Origin of the sequence: Mesorhizobium sp. dw_380 (assembly GCF_018588885.1) — a bacterium.
In the GTDB taxonomy this organism is placed as follows: Bacteria; Pseudomonadota; Alphaproteobacteria; order Rhizobiales; family Rhizobiaceae; genus Mesorhizobium.
The window spans coordinates 1-20,188 of sequence record NZ_JAFFIW010000043.1 but is presented as its reverse complement, the minus strand read 5'-3'; the positions used below and the strand labels follow the sequence as shown (position 1 = coordinate 20,188).

General features: G+C 63.2%; 19 protein-coding genes. 11 read left to right on the top strand and 8 right to left on the bottom strand.

The features are described 5' to 3' along the window. Nucleotides 1–224: 224 nt before the first annotated feature. On the top strand, nt 225–2,219 hold the full coding sequence (locus tag JT360_RS27785; RefSeq protein ID WP_214475790.1) for a putative bifunctional diguanylate cyclase/phosphodiesterase: 1,995 nt from the start codon (nt 225–227) through the stop codon (nt 2,217–2,219). 71 nt (nt 2,220–2,290) lie between these two features. Here JT360_RS27785 and JT360_RS27780 read toward each other — a convergent pair whose 3' ends face one another. The 3 genes from JT360_RS27780 to JT360_RS27770 all read right to left on the bottom strand — a co-directional run bounded on the left by JT360_RS27780 (nt 2,291) and on the right by JT360_RS27770 (nt 4,516). Further along, nucleotides 2,291–3,439, bottom strand: coding sequence for an amidohydrolase (locus JT360_RS27780; RefSeq protein WP_214475788.1), 1,149 nt, complete (start codon nt 3,437–3,439; stop codon nt 2,291–2,293). A 44-nt stretch (nt 3,440–3,483) separates the two neighbouring features. Then, nucleotides 3,484–3,939 (bottom strand): hypothetical protein, encoded by a 456-nt coding sequence (locus tag JT360_RS27775; RefSeq protein ID WP_214475784.1) that lies wholly within the window; start codon nt 3,937–3,939, stop codon nt 3,484–3,486. 133 nt (nt 3,940–4,072) lie between these two features. Beyond that, a complete protein-coding gene (locus JT360_RS27770) occupies nt 4,073–4,516 on the bottom strand; it encodes an SRPBCC family protein (protein WP_214475781.1) in 444 nt (147 codons plus the stop codon). A 304-nt stretch (nt 4,517–4,820) separates the two neighbouring features. Here JT360_RS27770 and JT360_RS27765 point away from each other — a divergent pair, with 304 nt between their 5' ends. The 4 genes from JT360_RS27765 to JT360_RS27750 are packed head-to-tail and all read left to right on the top strand — an operon-like array spanning nt 4,821 to nt 8,692. Next, nucleotides 4,821–5,681: an FAD binding domain-containing protein gene (locus tag JT360_RS27765; protein ID WP_214475778.1), complete on the top strand. Its 861-nt coding sequence runs from the start codon at nt 4,821–4,823 to the stop codon at nt 5,679–5,681. After that, a complete protein-coding gene (locus JT360_RS27760) occupies nt 5,681–6,163 on the top strand; it encodes a (2Fe-2S)-binding protein (protein ID WP_214475776.1) in 483 nt (160 codons plus the stop codon). The genes JT360_RS27765 and JT360_RS27760 overlap by 1 nt, the downstream gene beginning before the upstream one ends. Next, nucleotides 6,160–8,424 carry a xanthine dehydrogenase family protein molybdopterin-binding subunit gene (locus JT360_RS27755; RefSeq protein WP_214475773.1) on the top strand — a complete coding sequence of 755 codons (2,265 nt, stop codon included), beginning with the start codon at nt 6,160–6,162 and terminating at the stop codon, nt 8,422–8,424. Before JT360_RS27760 ends, JT360_RS27755 begins: the two co-directional genes overlap by 4 nt. Nucleotides 8,425–8,446: 22 nt before the next feature. Further along, complete coding sequence (locus JT360_RS27750; RefSeq protein WP_019859698.1) at nt 8,447–8,692, top strand: MoaD/ThiS family protein; 246 nt, start codon at nt 8,447–8,449, stop codon at nt 8,690–8,692. A gap of 134 nt (nt 8,693–8,826) precedes the next feature. On the opposite strand, the gene JT360_RS27745 is transcribed toward JT360_RS27750, so the two are convergent. Next, nucleotides 8,827–9,720 carry a LysR family transcriptional regulator gene (locus tag JT360_RS27745; protein WP_502845495.1) on the bottom strand — a complete coding sequence of 298 codons (894 nt, stop codon included), beginning with the start codon at nt 9,718–9,720 and terminating at the stop codon, nt 8,827–8,829. Between the two features lie 117 nt (nt 9,721–9,837). On the opposite strand from JT360_RS27745, the gene JT360_RS27740 reads away from it, so the two are divergent. Genes JT360_RS27740 through JT360_RS27725 form a run of 4 tightly spaced genes read left to right on the top strand, consistent with a single transcriptional unit; the run spans nt 9,838 to nt 14,107 of the window. Further along, nucleotides 9,838–11,274, top strand: a complete 1,437-nt coding sequence (locus JT360_RS27740) for an MFS transporter (RefSeq protein ID WP_214475767.1) — start codon at nt 9,838–9,840, stop codon at nt 11,272–11,274. Between the two features lie 17 nt (nt 11,275–11,291). Then, the gene (locus JT360_RS27735) at nt 11,292–12,284 is read left to right on the top strand and encodes an aldo/keto reductase (RefSeq protein WP_214475764.1); all 993 of its coding nucleotides are present in this window, start codon (nt 11,292–11,294) and stop codon (nt 12,282–12,284) included. A gap of 48 nt (nt 12,285–12,332) precedes the next feature. Beyond that, nucleotides 12,333–13,487, top strand: coding sequence for an aldo/keto reductase (locus JT360_RS27730; RefSeq protein WP_214475760.1), 1,155 nt, complete (start codon nt 12,333–12,335; stop codon nt 13,485–13,487). Next, complete coding sequence (locus tag JT360_RS27725) at nt 13,484–14,107, top strand: flavodoxin (protein WP_250889123.1); 624 nt, start codon at nt 13,484–13,486, stop codon at nt 14,105–14,107. Before JT360_RS27730 ends, JT360_RS27725 begins: the two co-directional genes overlap by 4 nt. A 112-nt stretch (nt 14,108–14,219) precedes the next feature. Here the strand turns inward: JT360_RS27725 and gloA2 are convergent, their stop codons facing one another. The 3 genes from gloA2 to JT360_RS27710 form a co-directional block, all read right to left on the bottom strand. Next, a complete protein-coding gene (gene gloA2 / locus JT360_RS27720) occupies nt 14,220–14,624 on the bottom strand; it encodes an SMU1112c/YaeR family gloxylase I-like metalloprotein (protein WP_214475757.1) in 405 nt (134 codons plus the stop codon). Nucleotides 14,625–14,911: 287 nt separating this feature from the next. After that, entirely contained in the window at nt 14,912–15,871 is a 960-nt protein-coding gene (locus JT360_RS27715; protein WP_214475754.1) for an ornithine cyclodeaminase family protein, read from the bottom strand. Nucleotides 15,872–15,960: 89 nt separating this feature from the next. After that, nucleotides 15,961–17,892 (bottom strand): putative bifunctional diguanylate cyclase/phosphodiesterase, encoded by a 1,932-nt coding sequence (locus tag JT360_RS27710; protein ID WP_352128554.1) that lies wholly within the window; start codon nt 17,890–17,892, stop codon nt 15,961–15,963. Between the two features lie 388 nt (nt 17,893–18,280). Between JT360_RS27710 and JT360_RS27705 the strand changes: the two genes are divergently transcribed. Both JT360_RS27705 and JT360_RS27700 read left to right on the top strand, forming a co-directional pair. Then, nucleotides 18,281–18,694, top strand: a complete 414-nt coding sequence (locus JT360_RS27705; protein ID WP_214475866.1) for a DOPA 4,5-dioxygenase family protein — start codon at nt 18,281–18,283, stop codon at nt 18,692–18,694. 215 nt (nt 18,695–18,909) lie between these two features. Next, complete coding sequence (locus JT360_RS27700; protein ID WP_250889122.1) at nt 18,910–19,743, top strand: methyltransferase domain-containing protein; 834 nt, start codon at nt 18,910–18,912, stop codon at nt 19,741–19,743. 64 nt (nt 19,744–19,807) lie between these two features. Here the strand turns inward: JT360_RS27700 and JT360_RS27695 are convergent. Further along, a partial coding sequence (locus JT360_RS27695; protein ID WP_214475749.1) for an oligopeptide/dipeptide ABC transporter ATP-binding protein occupies nt 19,808–20,188 on the bottom strand: 381 nt, incomplete at its 5' end.

Genomic DNA, 20,188 nt, shown 5'->3' with positions numbered 1-20,188 from the left:
GCGGCTCGGGTGCATTTTATCGGTATGATTAATTTCCCGCTAACCATATCAGTTCTTTAGTTTTTTTGAGGGGCGGATTCCCGGTTCGAGTTAACGCAAACTTGTCTTGCGTCATTGCATTTGATCGCGCGGCAGATCGTGTCGCGCCCAAGGAGTCGGCCCGCGTGGGGGCAGGAGCTGGAAAAGAATTTGGAGCGCAAGGTTCCCTGCAGCTGGGGTTTATCGTGAACGAACGCGCGTCGTCCGGATTGGCCGATGATGTGGAACCGTACGATCCGCGCCAGGAACTGGGGGCGGCCGAGCTGCGCATTCTTTACCGGAGGGAAGCCCTGGCGAAGCGAAGAACGGACGCCAGGCCGGGGCTTTGGATCGCCGTCGTCATCTATGTGTTGTTCTCGGCATCAGACCTGCTGCTGATACCGGATGTGGCGGCCTATACGATCGTGGCGCGCTTCGCGGTCGGGCTGACGGCGCTGTTGGTGCTGGAAACACAGCTTCGCCGGGGGTCCGCGACGGAATGGCTCGACGTGACTTGCGCCGCGGCCATCATTTTTGGCTATATCGGCTGGCTGGGCCCAGCATCCCTAAGCGCGGACAGGGAAAGCGTCGCCTATTACATGGTCTTCGGCACCATTTTCATGATGAGTGCCAATCTTTTCTTCACGTTCAGCTTCAAAGTTTCCATCATAACCTCGACAATAATATTGTGTATATTGTATGTGGTGAATTACTTTTTGCCGGCTACGCTGACATACAAACTGGTATTCGGGACTTTCTATGTCTCCTGCTTCACATTCACGTCCTATGTGAACTGGAAGCTGAATGAAGAGCGCTACAACGTCTTCCTGAACGCCCTGGAAGCCAAGATCCAGCACAAGGAAGCCACCGAACGCGGCAAGGCCCTGCTGAGACTGTCGCGGACGGATCCGCTCACAGGTCTGGAGAACCGGCGGGCGATCGATGAGAAGCTGCGGGATTATTGGAGCGACTGGCAGAAGCTTGGCAGCGGTTTCGCGGCGATCCTCATCGACGTCGACTTCTTCAAGAAGTTCAACGACTGCTACGGCCACCAGGAAGGCGACCGCTGCCTGATCCACGTCGCCAACGCGCTCAGCGATCTGATCAGGAACTACAATGGCTCGATCGGCCGCTATGGCGGTGAAGAATTCATCGTGCTCGCCCGCATGGACAAGAAGGACCAGGTCACGGAGCTCGCGGAAGCCATTTGCCATACGGTGGAGAGCCTGGCGCTTACCCACGAGCTGAGGCGGGACGGCATCTCGATCGTGACGGCAAGTGTCGGCGCCGCGTTCACCAGGACGCAGGCCGGCGCCAAGCTGGAAAAGATCATCCACGAGGCCGATCGTGCGCTCTATCTGGCAAAAGCCGGCGGCCGCAATTGTGCCCGGCTGTTCGATCCGACCGATCCGCAGAGCAGCGACGAAAGCGAGAACCTCGCGGCCTTGCTGAAGATCGCGATCGGCCAGGGCCTGGTTTCACTCGTCTATCAGCCCATCCAGCATGTCGCGTCGGGTCGGGTCGAAGCCGTTGAGGCGCTGATGCGTCTCAAAATGCTGGACGGGACCTTGGTGCCGCCAAGCCTGTTCATTCCCGTCGCCGAACGAACCGGCGCGATCCTGGAGCTGGGGCGCTGGGCAATAAGGACGGTCTGCGCCGAGCTGCTGGCGGACGATCACGTGCGTGTCGTCAGTGTCAACGTCTCGCCGATCCAGCTCAAGACACCTGGCTTCGCGGCTTCCGTCGCGACCATTCTGGGAGAGACCGGCGTCACCGGCAACAGGCTGGCCTTCGAAATCACCGAAGGGCTCGAGATGGAGATGCACTCGGACATTCTGCGCTGCATCAGCGACCTGAAGCTGCTCGGAATCAGGATCTGGCTCGATGATTTCGGCACCGGCTTTGCCGGCCTTTCATGGCTTCGCCTGATCGATTTCGACACGGTGAAGATCGACCGCTCGTTCCTTCACGACTGCGGCACGCCGAAGGGCATGGCAATGCTCCAGGACATCATTGCCCTGGTTCGCAATCGCGGCCACAAAATCCTGGTCGAAGGGGTGGAAACCGACGAGCAGATCGCGCTTATGCGCGAGTTCGGCATCGACAAGATCCAGGGCTTTCGCGTCGGCCGTCCCGTTCCCGCCGCGAGTTTCCAGGCCAAGAAGGCCATTCACAAGCGCCCATTCCTCAAATCCGCATGACAGGCGCGGGCGAACGCGGTTCTTGAGATCGAGGCCAGCGTCCGCCGGCGGGCGAACTCACCCCAGCAAACTCACCCCAGCAGATTGCGTGCCGTGCGCATGAAGATCTTCGAGCCGATGGGGATCAGGTCATCCGGAAAATCATAGTCCGGATTGTGCAGGGCAGGGTGCCGCTCGCCGGCACCCAGGAAGAACATCGCCGACTTGGCACTGTGGCCGAACAGGCCGAAATCTTCCGAGGCGCGCATCGGCAGGGCTTCCTCGCCATGCACGACGCCCTCTTCGTCGAGCGCGCGCTGCAGGTGTTCCACCGCGTCCGGCGCGTTGACGCTGGCGACGAAGATCTCATGATAATCCCAGCGGGAGGACAGCCGATGCAGGCCGGCGATTCCGGTGGCCAGCGCTTCCGCTGCGGCGCAGAGATCCGCCATGCGCTCGTCGCGGCGGGTGCGCAGCGTCGCCCAGACCTCGGCATGCGCGGGCGCGATGCCGAACACGGCTTCGCCCATCTCGGCATGGGTGACGGTGACCATGGCGAAATCATCGTCGGCGAAGGTGGCGCGGCCGAGCGCGGGCAAAGCCGGCATCAATTCGCTGATCGCCAGCATCGGCGAGACACCGGTCTCGGGCATCGAGGAATGCGCGGTCTTGCCCTCCAGCACGATGCGCATGCCGCGCGAGGCGCAGTTGACCACGCCGGGCTTGAGCCTGACTTCGCCGAACGGCACGCCGGGCAGATTGTGCAGCGAGAAGGCGAAATCCGGCGCGATCTCGCCGAAGCGCGGGTCGGCGACGACGCCGGCCGCGCCGTTGCCGGTCTCTTCCGCCGGCTGGAACATCAGCACGACGCGGCCGCTTGCCGGCCGCTCGCGCCCAAGCTGGCGGCCAAGGGCGGCCAGGATCGCGGTGTGCCCGTCATGGCCGCACATATGCGATTTTCCTGGCACTTGCGAGGCATGCGGCACGCCTGACAGTTCCTCGATCGGCAGCGCGTCGAGTTCCGAACGAAACAGGACGGTCGGTCCGTTTTTGCCGCTGTCGTAGATGGCCGCGACGCCGTGCCCGCCGAGGCCGGTCAGCACCCTGTCCGGTCCTGTGTCGGCGAGGAAGGAAACCACCTCTTTTGCCGTCTTCTCCTCCTCGTTCGAGATTTCCGGCTGCCGGTGCAGCTTGCGCCGCCACTCGGTCAGCTCGACAATGTCTCGATTGGTCAGGGTCATGCTTTTCCGCCTCCGTTTTGCTCCGATCAGTGTCGCAAACGCCGCTATCGCACTCGATTGGGGCAGAGCGCTTTGAACTGGTCCAGCGTAACATCGTATGACGAGGCGCCGGAGCCATCGAGCACGACGTTCTCATCCGTATCTGAAATCAGGTAGTCGGTGGTCACATCCGTGCCCTTGTTGCGGCCCTGGAACAGCATGTTGGCGCCATAGAAGGTGGTGAATTTGCCGGTCTTGCAGTTGGCGGTGATCTCGAAGTGCAGGGGCGCCTTCATTTCCGCGGCAATGCAATCCTCTGAGAAATCGTGGCCATAGTCGCGGCAGTAGACAATCGCGTTCTTCCTGCTGTGTTTGGCGAGGATGCTGGCGTGCGTGGAGCCGATGCCTGTCTTTTTGACGATGGTGAGATCCATTCCCACCTTGTTGCCGTAGTAAATTGTACTCGCTTGCGCTGCTGTCGCCGGGATCAAGGCGAACAGCACAACCAACAGATGCCGCATGGAAACTCCTCCCTGTGCCCGGAAAGAATTCCCGCGCGCGATCGCCCGGTCAAGGCCCTCAATGCAACAGCGTTCGCCGCCGCCGATGAGCATGTCATCGACAGCGGCGCTGCGTGCTTTTCCTGGAATTGCCCTATTGATTGATCTCGGGTTCGACGAGCTTTGCCAGGTTCCGGAGCGACTCCTGCCAGCCGAGATAGCAGGCCTCGACCGGGATGACGTCCGGAATGCCGGCCTGGGTGATGTCGATTTCGGTGCCGACCGAGACTTTTTTCAAGATCACCGTCACCTGGATCTCGCCGGGCAAATTGGGATCGTCGAACCTGTCGGTGTAGCGCAGGCGCTCGCCCGGGATGAGTTCGAGATACTCGCCGCCGAAGGCATGGCTTCCACCTGTGGTGAAGTTGCGGAAGGACATCTTGAACGTGCCGCCGACCTTTGCCTCGAAGTGATGGACCGTGCAGGTGAAGCCGTTTGGCGGAAGCCACTTCGCCAGCGCGTCGGCTTCGATGAAGGCGCGATAGACCTTCTCAGGGCTGGTCGTCAGAACGCGATGCAAACGTACGGTGCCGGGCATATCCATATCCTTTCATAATGCCTGCTCGATGCCCCAAGGACGAAGGGGGCCTGGCCGGTCCGACACAGGCGCCCGGATTTTTTTGAAGCTTCGGCCGCAAGCCTGTCTTAGTCCTAGTGTATGTCGTTATCCCAAAAGCGCAGCGCAGTTTTGGACGACATGCATGACGCCTAAGGCAATTCCGGTTGATTTGGGACTCGATTTTGCGGCGCCTGGCCCAATCGCCGAAAACGAGGAACCGGATAGCCATTATGAGGAGAGTGTTTATAACGGTCGCTGAGATAGCCATGACCAAGGGGAGACGATGCGTTACATACGTCCGCTTTCAATAGAAGATGCCGTCGGCCAGCTGGCCGGATCGGCCGGCACATCAGCCATTCTCGCCGGAGGCAGCGACCTCCTGGTGAGGATGAAGGGCGGTTTTGTCGAACCCGACCTGATCGTCGACATCAAGGCGATCGCGTCCTTGGGCGAGATCAGGGAAACGGCTGACGGCTTCAGCATTGGTGCCGCCGTCCCCTGCGCCGTGCTGGGCGAAAACGCGGCGCTCAAGAAGGCATGGCCAGGCGTCGTCGAGGCGGCGAAGCTGATCGGCTCCAAGCAGGTGCAGGGACGCTGCACCATAACGGGCAATCTGTGCAACGCCTCGCCGGCGGCCGACAGCGTGCCGGCGCTGGTCGCGGCCGGCGCCAGGGCGCTGATTGCCGGGCCGGGAGGCAAGCGCACGATTGCCGTCGAGGCGGTGCCGACCGGGCCGGGCAAGACGTCGCTCGCCAAGGGCGAGATCATCGAGGCGATCCTGCTCGACAGCCAAGCGCCGCGCTCGGGCGATGCGTATCTGCGTTTCATTCCGCGCACCGAGATGGACATCGCCGTGGTCAGCGCCGGCGTGAACCTGACCATCGATGAGCAAGGCGTCGTCAAGGCGGCCCGCGTGGCGCTGGGCGCCGCCGCACCGACGGTGCTTCTGGTCGAAGAAGCCGCCGAGGCCCTTATCGGCAGGAAGCTGGACGAAGCGGCACTCGAGCGGCTGGCCAAGGTCTGCGCCGGAGCCTGCCGCCCCATCGACGACAAGCGGGGCACCATCGAGTTCAGACGGAAGGTTGCGGGCGTGCTGGCCAAGCGGGCCGCGATGACCGCCTATGCACGTGCAGGAGGCAAATAATGGCTGGTGTAGCGGTTTCAACTGTTATCAACGGCGACAGCGTCGAGTATCTTTGCCAGCCTGACGAGACGCTGCTCGACGTGCTGCGCGACCGGCTGGGACTGACCGGCGCCAAGGAAGGCTGCGGCACCGGCGATTGCGGCGCCTGCAGCGTCATCATCGACGACCGGCTGGTCTGCTCGTGCCTGGTGCTGGGCGCGGAAGCCGAGGGCCGGCGCATCGAGACTGTCGAGGGCATGGCGCATGGCGACCAGCTGCATCCGCTGCAGCAGAAGTTCCTGGAGCACGCGGCGCTGCAATGCGGCATCTGCACGCCGGGTTTCCTGATCGCGGCCAAGGACCTGCTGGCCAAGAACCCCGACCCGACCGAGGAGGAAATCCGCTTCGGCCTGGCCGGGAACCTCTGCCGCTGCACCGGCTATGACAAGATCGTGCGCGCCGTCCAGGACGCCGCCGGCGTGATGAAGGGAGCCTCAAGATGAATTTCGATCCGCGCTACTCCGGTCGCAGTTTCACATCCGTCGGCACGCGTCCCATCCGTCCCGACGGCGTCGACAAGGTGACGGGCCGCGCCCGCTACGGCGCCGACTTCAACATGGCCGGCCAGCTGGTCGGGCGCATCCTGCGCAGCCCGCACGCGCACGCCAAAATCAGGAAGATCGACACCTCGAAGGCGGAGAAGCTTCCCGGCGTGAAGGCGGTGATCACGGCGAAAGACCTGCCTGATCTCACCGATGGCGATGCCGCCATGTACGATATCCTCGACAACTGCATGGCGCGCACCAAGGCGCTCTATGACGGCCATGCGGTGGCCGCTGTCGCCGCGGTCGACGCGCGCACGGCGCGGCAAGCGCTGAAGCTGATCGAGGTCGACTACGAGATACTGCCGCATGTCACCGATGTCGACGAGGCGATGAAGCACTCGGCGCCGCTGATCAACGACACGATCTTCACCGAGGGTCTCGAGGAAAAGCCGGTCAAACCGTCCAACGTCACCAAGCGCACGCAGTATGGCCATGGCGACGTCCATGAGGGGTTCGGCCACGCCGATTTCGTCGTCGAACGCTCCTTCAAGACCGAGCAGACGCACCAGGGCTATATCGAGCCGCATGCCTGCGTCGCGAGCGTCAGCTCCGACGGCACCGCGGACCTGTGGGTCTGCACGCAGGGGCATTTCGTCTACCGCCAGCATTGCGCCCAGCTGCTTGGCATGGAAGCCTCGAAGCTGCGCGTCACCTCGTCCGAGATCGGTGGCGGTTTTGGCGGCAAGACCCATGTTTGGGCCGAGCCGGTGGCACTCGCTCTGTCGCGCAAGGCCGGACGGCCGGTCAAGCTGGTGATGACCCGCGACGAAGTGTTCCGCGCCTCAGGCCCGACCAGCGCCACCTCGATCGACGTCAAAATTGGCGCCCGCAAGGACGGCACGATCACCGCGGCCGAAGCGACGCTGCGCTATAGCTGCGGCCCCTATGCCGGCATGTGGGCCGAGATCGGCGCCATGACGGCGTTCGCCTGCTACAAGCTCGAGAACGTCAAGACCGTCGGCTACGAAGTGCTGGTCAACCGGCCGAAGACCGCGGCCTATCGCGCGCCCTCCGCACCCATGGCGGCGTTCGCGGTGGAAAGTGCCGTCGATGAGCTCGCCAAGGAGATCGGCATGGATCCGGTCGAGTTCCGCATCAGGAACGCCGCGCAGGAAGGCACGAGGTCGTCCTACGGCCCGGTCTATGGACCGATCGGTATCGGCCCGACGCTGGAGGCGGTGAAGAACCATCCGCACATGAAGGCGCCGCTCGGCAAGAACCAGGGCCGCGGCATGGCCTGCGGCTTCTGGTTCAATTTCGGCGGCCAGACCTGCACCGACTTGAACATCGGCATGGATGGCTCGGTTTCGCTTGCCGTCGGCACGGTCGATGTCGGCGGTTCGCGCGCCTCGCTGTCGCTGGTGGCGGCGGAGGAGCTCGGCATCGATTATTCGCAGGTCAAGGCCATCGTCGCCGACACGTCGAGCCTCGGCTACAACGACATGACCGATGGCAGCCGCGGCACTTTCTCGTCGTCGATGGCGACGATCTCGGCCGCCCGCAACGCGATAAAGATCCTGCGCGAGCGCGCCGCGCAGATGTGGGATATCTCGGTCGACGACGTCGCCTGGGAACAGGGCCATGCGGTCGCCAAGGGCGAGAAGCACGGCAATCTCGGCAAACTGTCGCTGAAGGAGATCGCCGCCCAATCCGGCAAGACCGGCGGGCCGATCGCCGGGCATAGCGAGCTGGTCGCCGACGGCGCCGGCGTCTCCTTCGCCACCCATATCTGCGACATCGAGGTCGATCCCGAAACCGGCTCGACCCGGGTGCTGCGGTATACCGTGGTGCAGGACGCCGGCAAGGCGGTGCACCCGACCTATGTCGAGGGCCAATACCAGGGCGGTGCCGCGCAAGGCATCGGCTGGGCGCTCAACGAGGAGTATATTTACGGCAAGGACGGGCGGCTGCAGAACCCCGGCTTCCTCGACTACCGCATCCCGGTCTGCTCCGACCTGCCGATGATCGACACGCAGATCCTGGAAATCCCCAACCCCAACCACCCCTATGGCGTGCGCGGCGTCGGCGAAACCTCGATCGTGCCGCCGCTGGCGGCGATCGCCAATGCGGTGTCGAACGCCGCCGGCGTGCGCATGACCCACATCCCGATGTCGCCGCCACGCATCCTGGCGGCGATCGAGGCGGAACGGGAAGGCTAGAGAGAGAGAGGTCGGAGCGGCAATGGTCGAAGTCACCCTCTGGGGCGCCCTCGGCCAGCTCGCCGGCGGCAAGAGCAAGGTCGAGGTCGAAGCCAAGGACATCAGGGAGCTGTTCAGGAAACTGGCTGAACAGTATCCCGGCTTTGAGCCGTGGATCGACCGCGGGATTGCTGTGGCGATCGACGGGACGATTTACAGGGATACGTGGTCGAAGAAGCTGCCGGAGGGGGCGGAGATTTTTTTGTTGCCGCGGTTGGCTGGGGGGTGAGGGGCGGGCGGCTCGCTACCATGGGCTTGCGTCAGGTCTCGAACGTCTTGGTAGGGCCGAGAGCGGACTGGCGGCTAACAGGTAGGACATTTTCGAAATCAGTCCTTTTGGACGATGGCTCCAAAACTGATGCATCACTTTCGGTGGCGCAGCAGTTCGACGACGGTCTGGAACGCCGGCGAGTTCTGTCGCCGGCTTGGATAGTAGAGGTGAAAACCAGACGTGGGCGGACACCACTCGCTGAGTACCTCTATTAGTGTGCCATGGGCCAGGTGCTCGGAAACGCTGTCCTCGGGAACGAAAGCAATGCCGTAGCCGGCGACTGCAGCCGTCACCAGGGACCTGATGGTGTTGAAGGTCAGTTGCCCATCGACGCGAACGCGCTGGGCACGGCTGTCCTTCTCAAATTCCCAGGCGTAAAGACCGCCTAACGTGGCCAGGCGCAGATTGATGCAATTGTGCCGGATGAGGTCTTGCGGAGTCTCTGGCCGGGGGGTTCGTGAGAAATAGCCGGCGGATCCTACCGTCACGAGCCGTACGTCAGGCCCGATGCGCACGGCAATCATGTCCTTTTCCAGGCTCTCTCCCAGACGCACACCGGCATCAAAGCGCTCCGCAGCAATGTCTGTGAAGCCATGATCGATGTACAGCTCAACCTTGATGTCCGGAAACCCGGCGAGACCCGCGGCCAGTTTCGGCCACACGACCGTATCGGCTGCGTTTTCGCTGCAGGTGATACGCACTGTGCCGGCGGGCTTGTCCCGCAAGTCGCTTAATGCCGCCAATTCCGATTCGATTTCTTCCAGTCGTGGCGCAGCCGCCCTGATCAGCCTCTCGCCGGCTTCCGTGGTGGAGACACTGCGGGTGGTGCGCGTCAAAAGCCTGATCCCGAGCCGATCCTCAAGCCCGCGTATGGTTTGGCTCAGCGCAGACTGGGAAACTCCCATCTGGGCGGCCGCCCGGGTGAAGCTGCGCTCCCTGGCGACGGCCACGAGCGCGAGCAGGTCAGTCATGTCCTCCCGTCGGATTCATTAACTCCACTTATTGGTCCTTGCCGATATTAGCATCTAATCGAATGAATGAAACGGGCCTAGGTAAACGTCACGAGATGGGCGGTCGTGCCGCCGGCAAGGAAAGCGAAGCTAATGACTGTACAACCTGGGCAAGTAGCGAATCCCAACACGGTTCTCGCCACCGTGCTGACCGTGTACCTCATGATTCTGCTGGATCTTTCCATCGTCTACACAGGCATGCCGGAAATCGGCCGCACCATGGCCATGAGCCCGATCATGCAGACGTGTGTGCAAAACGCTTATCTGCTGTTTTTCGGCGGCTTTCTGCTTCTGTCGGCTCGCCTCGGTGACACCTTCGGCCGGAAGCGGACGCTGCAGCTGGGCGTCATCCTGTTCACGCTGGCTTCGCTGGTGATCGGCATCTCGCAGTCGTCGTACGAGCTGATCGCGGCGCGCGCCGTACAGGGTCTGGCAGCATCCATCCTGGCGCCGAGCGTGCTGGCGGTGATCTCCACCACCTTCGCCGAAGGCAGCGAACGCACCCGTGCCCTGTCATGGTACTCGGTCGTCGCCGGCGCCGGTGCAAGCCTTGGCATGGTCCTGGGCGGTGTTTTTGCGGGCCTGTTGTCGTGGCGTATTGGGTTCCTCGTCAACCTTCCGATCGGCATCGGCCTCCTCTTCGCGATCAACCGCATCATTCCGAACGGCGAACGCATGCAAGGCCGCTTCGATATTATTGGCGCTGTCGCCTCGACGCTTGGCATGGGCCTACTGGTCTACGGTCTGGTCAATTCGGCCGCTCAGGGCTGGCAAACCCCTGTCACGTTGCTTTCCCTTGGTGCAGCCGCAGTCGTCCTGGCTTTCTTCCTCTGGTTCGAAAGGCGTGCCCCCTTTCCGGTACTGCCCCTGCGCCTCTTCGCCAGCCGGGAGCGGTCGGCCGCCTATGCCGGACGCATGCTCTATATCGGCTCAATGGTGTCGTTCTTCTTCTTCACCACGCAGTTCATGCAGCAGGTGCTGGGTTACACAGCACTGCAGGCCGGGCTGGGCTTCCTGCCGATGACGGTTCTGACCTTCGGCTCGGCGGTGACGATCCCACGACTGACCCGTGTCGTGGGTGGGCCCGTGCTTCTCATCGGCGCACTGGCGTCCATGGCGGTCGGCTTGGTCTGGTTGGCCCAAGCCGGAGCGACCGCCACATATTGGCAGCTGGCGCTTCCGATGATCCTCATCGGTATCGGCAACGGCACCGCCATGGCGCCGTTAACCGCTGCCGGCGTCCACGGCGTCGAACTTCGCGACCAGGGTGCAGCCTCAGGGATGGTCAACGTTGCTCATCAGCTCGGCGGATCGATCGGCCTCAGCGTCCTAATCGTGGTCTTCGCTTCAGCGGCCAAGCCTGCGGCGTTGGGAGCTGCGGCGATCGGTCACCAAATCAGTGCCGCCATGCTGGGCGCGGCCGTCATGAACATCGTCGCGATCGCCTTGGCGGCCGCTTTCATCCTGCCGGCCAGCAGGAGCAACGGCGCCGCGCTGCCGGCTTCCGGCCTGTTGCCTCAAACAGACTAACGACAAGGAGAAAACCCATGAAAAAGCGCACACTTGGAAAAGACCTGGAAGTCTCGGCCATGGGCCTTGGTTGCATGAGCTTCGCGTCGACATATGGTGAGACGGGTGGCCATCGAGAGTCGATTGACATCATTCGTGGCGCCTTCGATCTGGGCGTCACCCTTTTCGACACCGCCGAGGCCTACGGGCCCTTCACCAATGAGGAACTGGTCGGCGAAGCTCTTCAGCCGATTCGGGACAAGGTCGTCATCGCCACCAAATTCGGCTTTGATATCGACCTTGCGACCGGCAAGCGGAACGGCGGGACGAACAGCCGCCCGGAGCATATCAAGGCGGTTGCAGAGGCCGCTCTCAAACGCTTGCGTACCGACCATATCGACCTGTTCTATCAGCACCGTGTCGACCCGAACGTGGCGATCGAGGACGTCGCCGGCGCCCTGAAGGATCTCATCGCCGAAGGTAAGGTGAGACACTACGGGCTCTCCGAAGCGGGTGTCGGCACCATTCGCCGCGCCCACGCCGTGCACCCGCTCACGGCGGTTCAGAGCGAGTATTCCCTGTTCTGGCGTGGCCCGGAAGCCGAGCTGCTGCCGGTGCTCGAGGAGCTTGGGATCGGCTTTGTGCCGTTCAGCCCGCTCGGCGCGGGATTCCTCGCCGGCAAGATTGACGAGAACACTAAGTTCGAGGCGGGTGACTTCCGCAATTCGGTACCGCGGTTCTCGCCTGAGGCGCGCAAGGCTAATATGGCGCTGGTTGACGTGGTCAAGGCAGTTGCCAGTCGCAAGGGCGCAACGCCCGCCCAGGTCGCACTCGCCTGGCTGCTCGCGCAGAAGCCTTGGATCGTGCCGATCCCCGGCACGAAAAAGCTTTCACGCGTCGAAGAGAACGTCGGCGGTGCCGATGTCGAGCTGACCGAGGCCGACCTTTCCGAGATCCGCGTCGGTCTGTCCAGAATCGAAGTGCAAGGCGAGCGGTTGCCGGAGGCGGTCCTGAAGATGACAGGGCTCTGAGAACGCGCATCGCTCGCGTTGGATGAACTGAGAAGGAAGGAATAAGCAATGCGATCAGAAATCACCCGAGTAAGCCGTCGCAGCCTGCTTGCAGCGGCAGGCGTCCTGGCGGCCGCACCTCTCGCAAGCGATGCCTACGCTCAGTCGAATGGCGCTTCCCCAATTATCGCAAATGCGCCGCAGGCAGGAGTGTCAAAGCGCCGGAAATTGGGCTCGCTTGAAGTCTCAGCCGTCGGGCTTGGTGTCCAGAATATGAGCCGCACTTATCAGATGACGGTCCCTACACGAACCGAGATGCACAACATCATCCGGGCCGCCTTTGATCACGGCGTAACCTTCTTCGACGCGGCCGAAGCCTATGGCCCCCATGAGGTCGAGCGGATCCTGGGCGAGGGTATCGAAGGTTTCCGCGACAAGGTAGCCATCACCTCGAAATTTGGTTGGAACATCGATCTGGAGACCGGCAAACGGCTCCCCGGGCTCAACAGCAAGCCGGACCATATAAAGCTCGCGGTGGAAGGCATGCTGAAGCGACTCAGGACCGACCGCATCGACCTGCTCTATCAGCACCGCGTCGATCCGCGGGTGCCGATCGAGGACGTTGCCGGCGCCGTCGGAGATCTCATGGCAGAGGGCAAGGTCCTCCATTGGGGCCTCAGCGAAATGGGTCTCAATACGCTTCGGCGCGCCCATGCCGAACGGCCCGTGACGGCGGTGCAGAGCGAATACTCGATGCTGTGGCGCGGACCGGAGGAATCGGTCCTTGCGACTTGCGAGGAACTCGGCATCGGCTTCGTGCCTTGGAGCCCGCTGGGGGTTGGTTTCCTGACCGGGGCGATTGACGAGGCTACGCGTTTTGCCCCCGGCGATATCCGCGCCGTTGAGACCCGCTTTTCGCCGGATAACCTGACGAATAATCTCGCGCTTGTTGCCCTTGTCAAGGAGTGGGGAAAGCGCAAGAACGCGACGCCCGGCCAGATCGCCCTTGCATGGCTGATGGCGCAGAAGCCGTGGATTGTCCCCATCTCCGGCACCACACAAATGGCCCACATGCTCGAGAACACAGGAGCAGCCTCGATTGAATTTTCGCCGTCAGAGGTTGCGGAGCTCAATGCGGCGGTTGCGGCGATTGAGGTGCAAGGTCAGAGGCTGCCTGATGCCGTGCTGGCCTATTCAGGCGTGGAAGCGGCGCCGAGATCATGATGCGTACCAAGCCGAGCACAATCATGCCCAACACCGCAAAAAAGACTCGACGAGAGATGCTTGTGTCTTCGCTGCTTTTTCCGCTGGCCGCCGTCAGCGCCATGTCCGCTGCATCGGCTAACGCCGAATCTGGCGCAGGCGGCAAGCCACTGGTCGCCTATTTTACGCGCAGCGGCAACACCCGCACCATTGCCGCCCTTCTCAGCCGTGACCTCGACGGCGACCTGTTCGAGATAGAGCCGGCCACGCCCTATCCCGCCGACTATTTCGCGACGGTTGACCAGGCGACGCACGAACGCGAGAGAAATTTCTTGCCGCCACTCAAAGCGGGCGTCAGTAATCTCAGTTCTTATAAAACGGTGTTCCTCGGTTTTCCAATTTGGGGCGCTTCGGCGCCACCGATTGTTCGTTCATTCCTGGCCAATCAGGATTTCTCCGAGAAGACCATAATTCCGTTCAATCTGCACGGAGGCTACGGCCTTGGGAACAGCCGCGAAATTATAGCAAAGGCGGCGCCACAGGCGAGTTTTGCCCCAGGGTTCGTCATGGAGGGCCTTCAGGAGCGGCGGACCACCGAGCAGGTGCGCGACTGGCTGACCAAGTCGGACCTGGCTCGGTAAGACCAGGCAGACGGCGCGAAAACGGCCCCGCCTCACGGCTTTCAATAGCGTCGCGAACGGTTGGCTCGACTGCCGTTCCCACGTCACCGCCATTCCCGCGTCGATGACGTCGTCACGAAAGCGACCTGTTCCTTGCAGGGACTTCGTACAGTTCCAGCGGCAATCCATCCGGGTCTCTGAAAAAGGTAAACCGTTGGTCTGTATATGGGTCGATCCGGATTGGCTCAACGGCAACGCCGGCGGCTTCCAGGCGCATGATTACGGGATCAAGATTCTCCACGGCAAATGCCAGATGTCTCAGGCCTGTCGCCTCTGGATGGGACGGCCGCATCACTGGTGCAAGGAAGGAGAACAATTCCAGCTGGACGGAGCCGATCCGCAGATCCGCCTTCCATGACTGCCGCTCTTCCCGATAGACCTCCCGGATCAGCTCAAGGCCGAGGAGTTCGACGTAGAAGCGTCGCGACCGGTCGTAGTCGGTGCAGATGAGCGCAACGTGGTGAATAGCATTTAGCATGGTACCGACTCTAGCCAACCTGTGATTTGAGGCCAAGGTCGCCAAGTTCTGAGTTGGCTTCTTGCCGCCGACATGAGCCAACCTCTTAAACGTCGCCCAAGTAGTGTCGGCTTTCGAGAAACGATGAAGTTAGTTTGTACGACCGCTGTGAGGCGCGAAGCAGCCATTCCTACGCTTCCGCATCTTGGTTGTCGGTCCCCAACCTCGCTACAAAAAGGCCTACCTCTCGCGCAACGCAGCCGTGATCGCCTTTCAGCGCGCCGACCTCACGCCCGTTCCCGCGTTCCCTACGCCCCAAGCATCCCCGCCGCCTGCGCGCGCATATACGCCAGCCCGGCCACCGCGAGGTCGCCCACGGCCATGCCCCGGAACACGAATGCCGTGGCCTCGCCTGGGCTCAGTCGCCCCACGAAATCGCCGCAGACGAGGCCCGTCAGGTCGCCGGCGACCAGCGTGGGGTCGACCATGGGTTTGGGCATCGTCTTCTCCTGATCCAAATCGTCGACGACGATGCGGTCGAAGCGGCGCATGGTTGCGGGCAGCCAGGGCAGAGCGAGATCGGTGATGGCGGTGAAGCTTCCCGGCTTCAGCCAGTTCGCGTCGAGGAACGGTTCGGGTTCGGGCACCAGGGTTACTGTCGTCACCACCATGTGGGCGCCCTCGACCGCGGCCCTTGCCGTGTCGCTGGGGATGGCTTTGAGGCCCCGCGACCGGGCCATCTCGCAAAGCGCGTCGCGATTGCTTTTGCCGCGACCGAAGGCGCGGATTTCGCTCAGTGGAAAGAGGTCGGCGAATGCTTCGAGGTGGCCGCGCGCTTGCACGCCGCAGCCGATGAAGGCGACGGACGATGCATCGTCGTTCGCCATGCGCCGGGCGGCGACGGCGCTGAGGCCCGCCGTGCGCCTGGCCGTCACCCAATTGCCGTCGACCAGGGCCAGCGGCAGGCCCGTCTCGGCGTCGAGCAGGGTGATCAGCGAATTGATCGTGGCCAGTCCGCGCGCGGCGTTGCGCGGGTTCACCACCAGCGACTTGGTGGCCAGCACGGGCGGCACGGAGGCGACGCCGAGCGTCGCCATGAAGTAACGGTCGTCGCCCGGCCACACCGCCGCCTTCGGCGCGCACCAGACTTCGCCCCGTCTCAGGCCGACGATCTGGCGTTCGATCTCGTCGACCACGTCAGGGGTGGAGATCGCCAGGCGATCGAGAATCGCCGACGACAGATAGGGCAGGGTTTCGGCGGTGTTCATCTTGTCTCTTTCCCGAAGAGACCGTCAGACTACACGAGGTGGCCGCGCCGGAAAGCCTCGCGCCGCGAGCGGCATGACGGGATGCATGGTCAGGCGGCGCTGCCGCTTTGACGCCTTGTGGCCGGGTCGAAGAGCGTTTCCGCCGTGATTGTCTGGCTGGAATGGGCTGCTTCGTAGGCAAGCGCCTCGGGCGCGGGGAGGGCGGGCGAGAAGAGAAAGCCTTGCGCGACCACGCAGTCGAGCGATCGCAGGATCAGGCGGTCGGCGTCCGTCTCGACCCCCTCGGCTATGACCTCTATCCCGAGCGTGCGGCCGAGATCGATGACCGTCTTGACCAGCGCCTGATCCTCCACGGATTTGGCCAGGTCGCGCACGAAATGCTTGTCGATCTTGATCTTGCGGATCCGGCTGTCCTTCAGCGCAACCAGGGTCGAGAAGCCGGTGCCGAAATCGTCGAGCACGATCGATATGCCCGCGTCGGCCAGGCGGCCGACCTTTTCGTCGACCCGGTCGCGGTCGACCGGCGCTTCCTCGGTGATCTCGATCTCCAGCATCGCCGCGGGCAGGTTCCTGGCCTTCAGCATGTCCAGGATCATGTCGTCGACATTGCCCGCCTCAAGCTCGCGCGGCGACAGGTTCATGGCGACCCGGACATCGCCGCGGCCGTTCCTCACAAGCGCCTCGATCATGGCGCAGCAATTGCGGAACACCGTTTCGGTCAGCAGCGGAAGCAGCCCGGTCTCGCGCGCCGCGTTGACGATCTCGGGCGGGGAGATCGCCCCATGGAGCGGATGTTGCCAGCGCAGCAGCGCCTCGAAACCGACCACCGCGTTGGTGTCCAGGCGCACCAGCGGCTGGAACCATGAGCACAGCGCGCCGGCTTCGCTGGCGCCGCGCAGGTCGCGCTCGATGCAGTGCTTGCGCTCCAGTGCCTGGTCGAGCCCGGCATCGAAGAGACAGTATTCGTTCCTGCCCTTGCGCTTGGCCGCATAAAGCGCGAAATCGGCCCGCAGCAGCATTTCCGTCAGTCGCGGTTTGTCCGAGACGTAGATGCCGATCGAGGCGCCGACACGCACCGAGTTCAGCTCCGGATCCGGTTGCGAGATTGCCGCGATGAGCGCGCTGGCGAGCGAGCCGGCCGAATGCGCGGATCTCGCGGCGGGAAAGAGCAGCACGAACTCGTCACCGCCGATGCGCGCGATCGTCGCGCCCTGCGGCGCATGGTTTTCGACCCTGCGCGCGACCTTGACCAGCAGGTCGTCGCCGATGTTGTGGCCATAGGTGTCGTTGACGGACTTGAAGCCGTCTAGGTCGATCAGCATGGTCACGAACGGGCCATCGGAAGGCCCCAGCAGGCGGATCGCCTGCTCGAGCCCGTACCTGTTGAGCAAATTCGTCAGCGGATCGCGCCTGGAATTGCGGTCCATCTCGGCGGCGAACTCCCTCGCCTCGTATTTGAGGCGGCTGGTCTCGCGGAAGCTGGCCTCGCCGACCAGCGAGCTTCTGACCATTCCGCCCAGGAAAAGCAGGATGGTGAAGGCCAGGACGTAATTCTCGATACCGCCCTTGGCCACCACGCATCCAGCGGCGACCAGAAGCGGCAGCGTCATGAAATTGAGAGCGGCCGGCGCGTATGAGGCCGAGTAGGTGACCGAGCCGGCCGACAGGCCCGCGAGCACGATCAGATAGAGCGGCGCCTGTGCCGTGGTGTATCCGTCCGCCAGCACGGCGAGGAAAGACCAGGCTATTCCGGACGCCAGGGCCAATGCGCCGTAAACGGAGAGCCGGGCGCAGACCGGTTTCGGGCCGCTGTCAGACATGTTTGGCTGGGCGACGGCAAGCGTCAGGCGCGCGCCGTTGATGATGCTGATCGCCGCAAACCAGAGAACCGCGGCAACGCCGCCGTGCGAAAGCATCTGCACGGCCAGGATCAGCGCCGACAGCACCATGCCGATAGGCATGGAAATGAAGATCCCCTTCCTCAGATCAGCGAACTGATCGCGCAGGATCCCTGTTGCCACAGCTTCGCTCTGCCCCAGAAGAGGGGGGCCAGCAAACAAGCGCTTGAAATGCCCTGCCATGGCATCGTGATTAGGATAGTGGAATGAAAATCGTGTTAAGGATTTCAGCGGTTTACGGCATATCTCTCAAATAAGGGCAGGTGACGGGTAAAGGCAGGCGACGGGCCGTTTCGGAGGATCGCAAGCAGCAACCCGTGACCCCGCGTCCTTATTGGCCGACGAGGACCGCATCCTTGTCGGCCAGGGCGGCGAGGGTGACTGCTTCCTGCCGATAGCGCTGGTCATGCGGTCGTTCTCCGGCACCGCATTGCACCGTCTGCAGACAAAGCCTCCCTGCTTCGGCTACACTTCCGTCGGGAGCGACAACCATCGAAGGGAGGACATCGAGGTGAACGAATCCAGTCCAAGGCCGCTCGCGGAGATCGCCAGCTACCACGCCCACATCTACTATGACGGGCAGGCCGAGCGGCAGCGGGCCGAATGGCTGCGTCTTCGCATTGGCGAACGCTTTCGCGTGCGCCTCGGCGCCTGGCATGACCAGAAAGTCGGCCCGCATGAGCAGGCGATGTTCCAGGTCTCGTTCGCCAACGAGGTTTTTGCTTCGCTCGTTCCGTGGCTGATGCTGAACCATCGGGGCTTGAGCATTCTCATCCACCCGAACACGACCAACCCCCGGCGCGACCATCTGGTCGATCCGATCTGGATCGGCAGGCCGCTGGCGGTGAACGCCGATCCGCTTCCGGACGATCATGAGGCGGAAGCGGCGCTGGAGCCCAACACCGAGCCGTCGCTGCCGGCATAGCCGTTCCCAGCGCGGCCGCGACCTCCAGCGTGGCGCCGGAGCGTCTGCTTCGAGCAAACCGCAAAGTGGAACTCCACGGCCGATCTGCGGCGCTTCCTGTCCATCCAGCCTTCAAACACGAGGGCAATCGCCGGCGCCAGTTCCAGTCAGGTTCGCAGGGCATTGCGTGATGCCGTTGGGTGCGCTTCTATCCCTGCCGCCATAGGGGTCATCATTTGTCTGCCAGGAACCAAACGTCCACCGGTCACGAAGCGAGCGAGGCCGGCTGGCTCGACCTTCATTTCGAATCGTCGCGCCCTGAATACGAAGCGGCCTTGCTCGACGCCGGCATCCGCCCGGGCTGGCGCGTGCTCGATGCCGGTTGCGGCAGCGGCGGCTTCCTGCCGCTCATTGCCAGGGCCGTCGGCCCCTCCGGCTTCATCGCCGCGCTCGACCTCGCGCCCGAAAACATCGCGCGCGTCGAGGCGCTCGCGGGCAGGCTGTCCGAGCCGCCGGAAATTGCCACGCATGTCGGCAGCATCCTGTCGCTGCCATTCGCCGACGCCTCGTTCGATTGCGTCTGGTCGGGCAATGTCATGCAATATCTGACGCCGGCCGAGTTCGAGCTTGCCGTCGGCGAGGCCAGGCGTGTGCTGAAGCCGGGCGGCATCTTCGCCGTCAAGGATTTCGATTCGACCATCCTGCAGATCCTGCCCATGGACCGGGCGCTGCTGGCGCGCTTCATGGCAGCCAGGCTGCAAGGATTTCGCGACCGGGGTGTGCTCGGCACCGATTGCGGTTCGACGCTTCCGGCGCGCCTGCGGCAGGCGGGGCTGGAGGTCGTCAGCCGCAAGGGCTGGCTGGTCGAGCGCTGGGCGCCCGCGCCGCGCTTCACGCGTGACTATGTCCGCGACCTGCTGGCCTATTTTGCCAGCGTCGCGCCGGGCTACGCCCTGCCTGACGCCGACCAGGCCTATTGGCAGGAGCTGAAGCAACGGCCGGATCGCCTGCTCGACGATCCTGACTTCTGCTACCGCGAGTTCTTCGTCATGGCGGTCTGCCGGACCTAGCGCTCGGCATGAAGGGGCCCAGGTCGCCGGTGCACCGGCTTTGTCTCGGCAGGTAGGCCCGAACTCAGCCGCCGCGTTTCCAGCAGGCGATGACATGGCCAGGTTCAATCTCCCTGGACACGGGCTCCGCCTCGCGGCAGCCGGCGTCGGCAAGAGGGCAGCGGCCGGCGAAGGCGCAGCCGCCGGGGCCGGCTTCGATGGTGGCTTGCGCCTCTGACGTGGCGACGGGCTGCCCGTCATTGGAGGCCGCCGCCAGCAGCATCTGCGTGTAGGGATGGTTGGGGCCGGCGAAGATCTGGTCGGATGAGCCGGTCTCGACCAGGCGGCCGCGATAGAGCACGCCGATGCGGTCGGCCATGTAGCGCACCACCCTGAGGTCATGGCTGATGAAGAGGTACGCAGTGTCTCGGCCGCGCTGCAGATCGTTGAGCAGGTTGAGCACGGT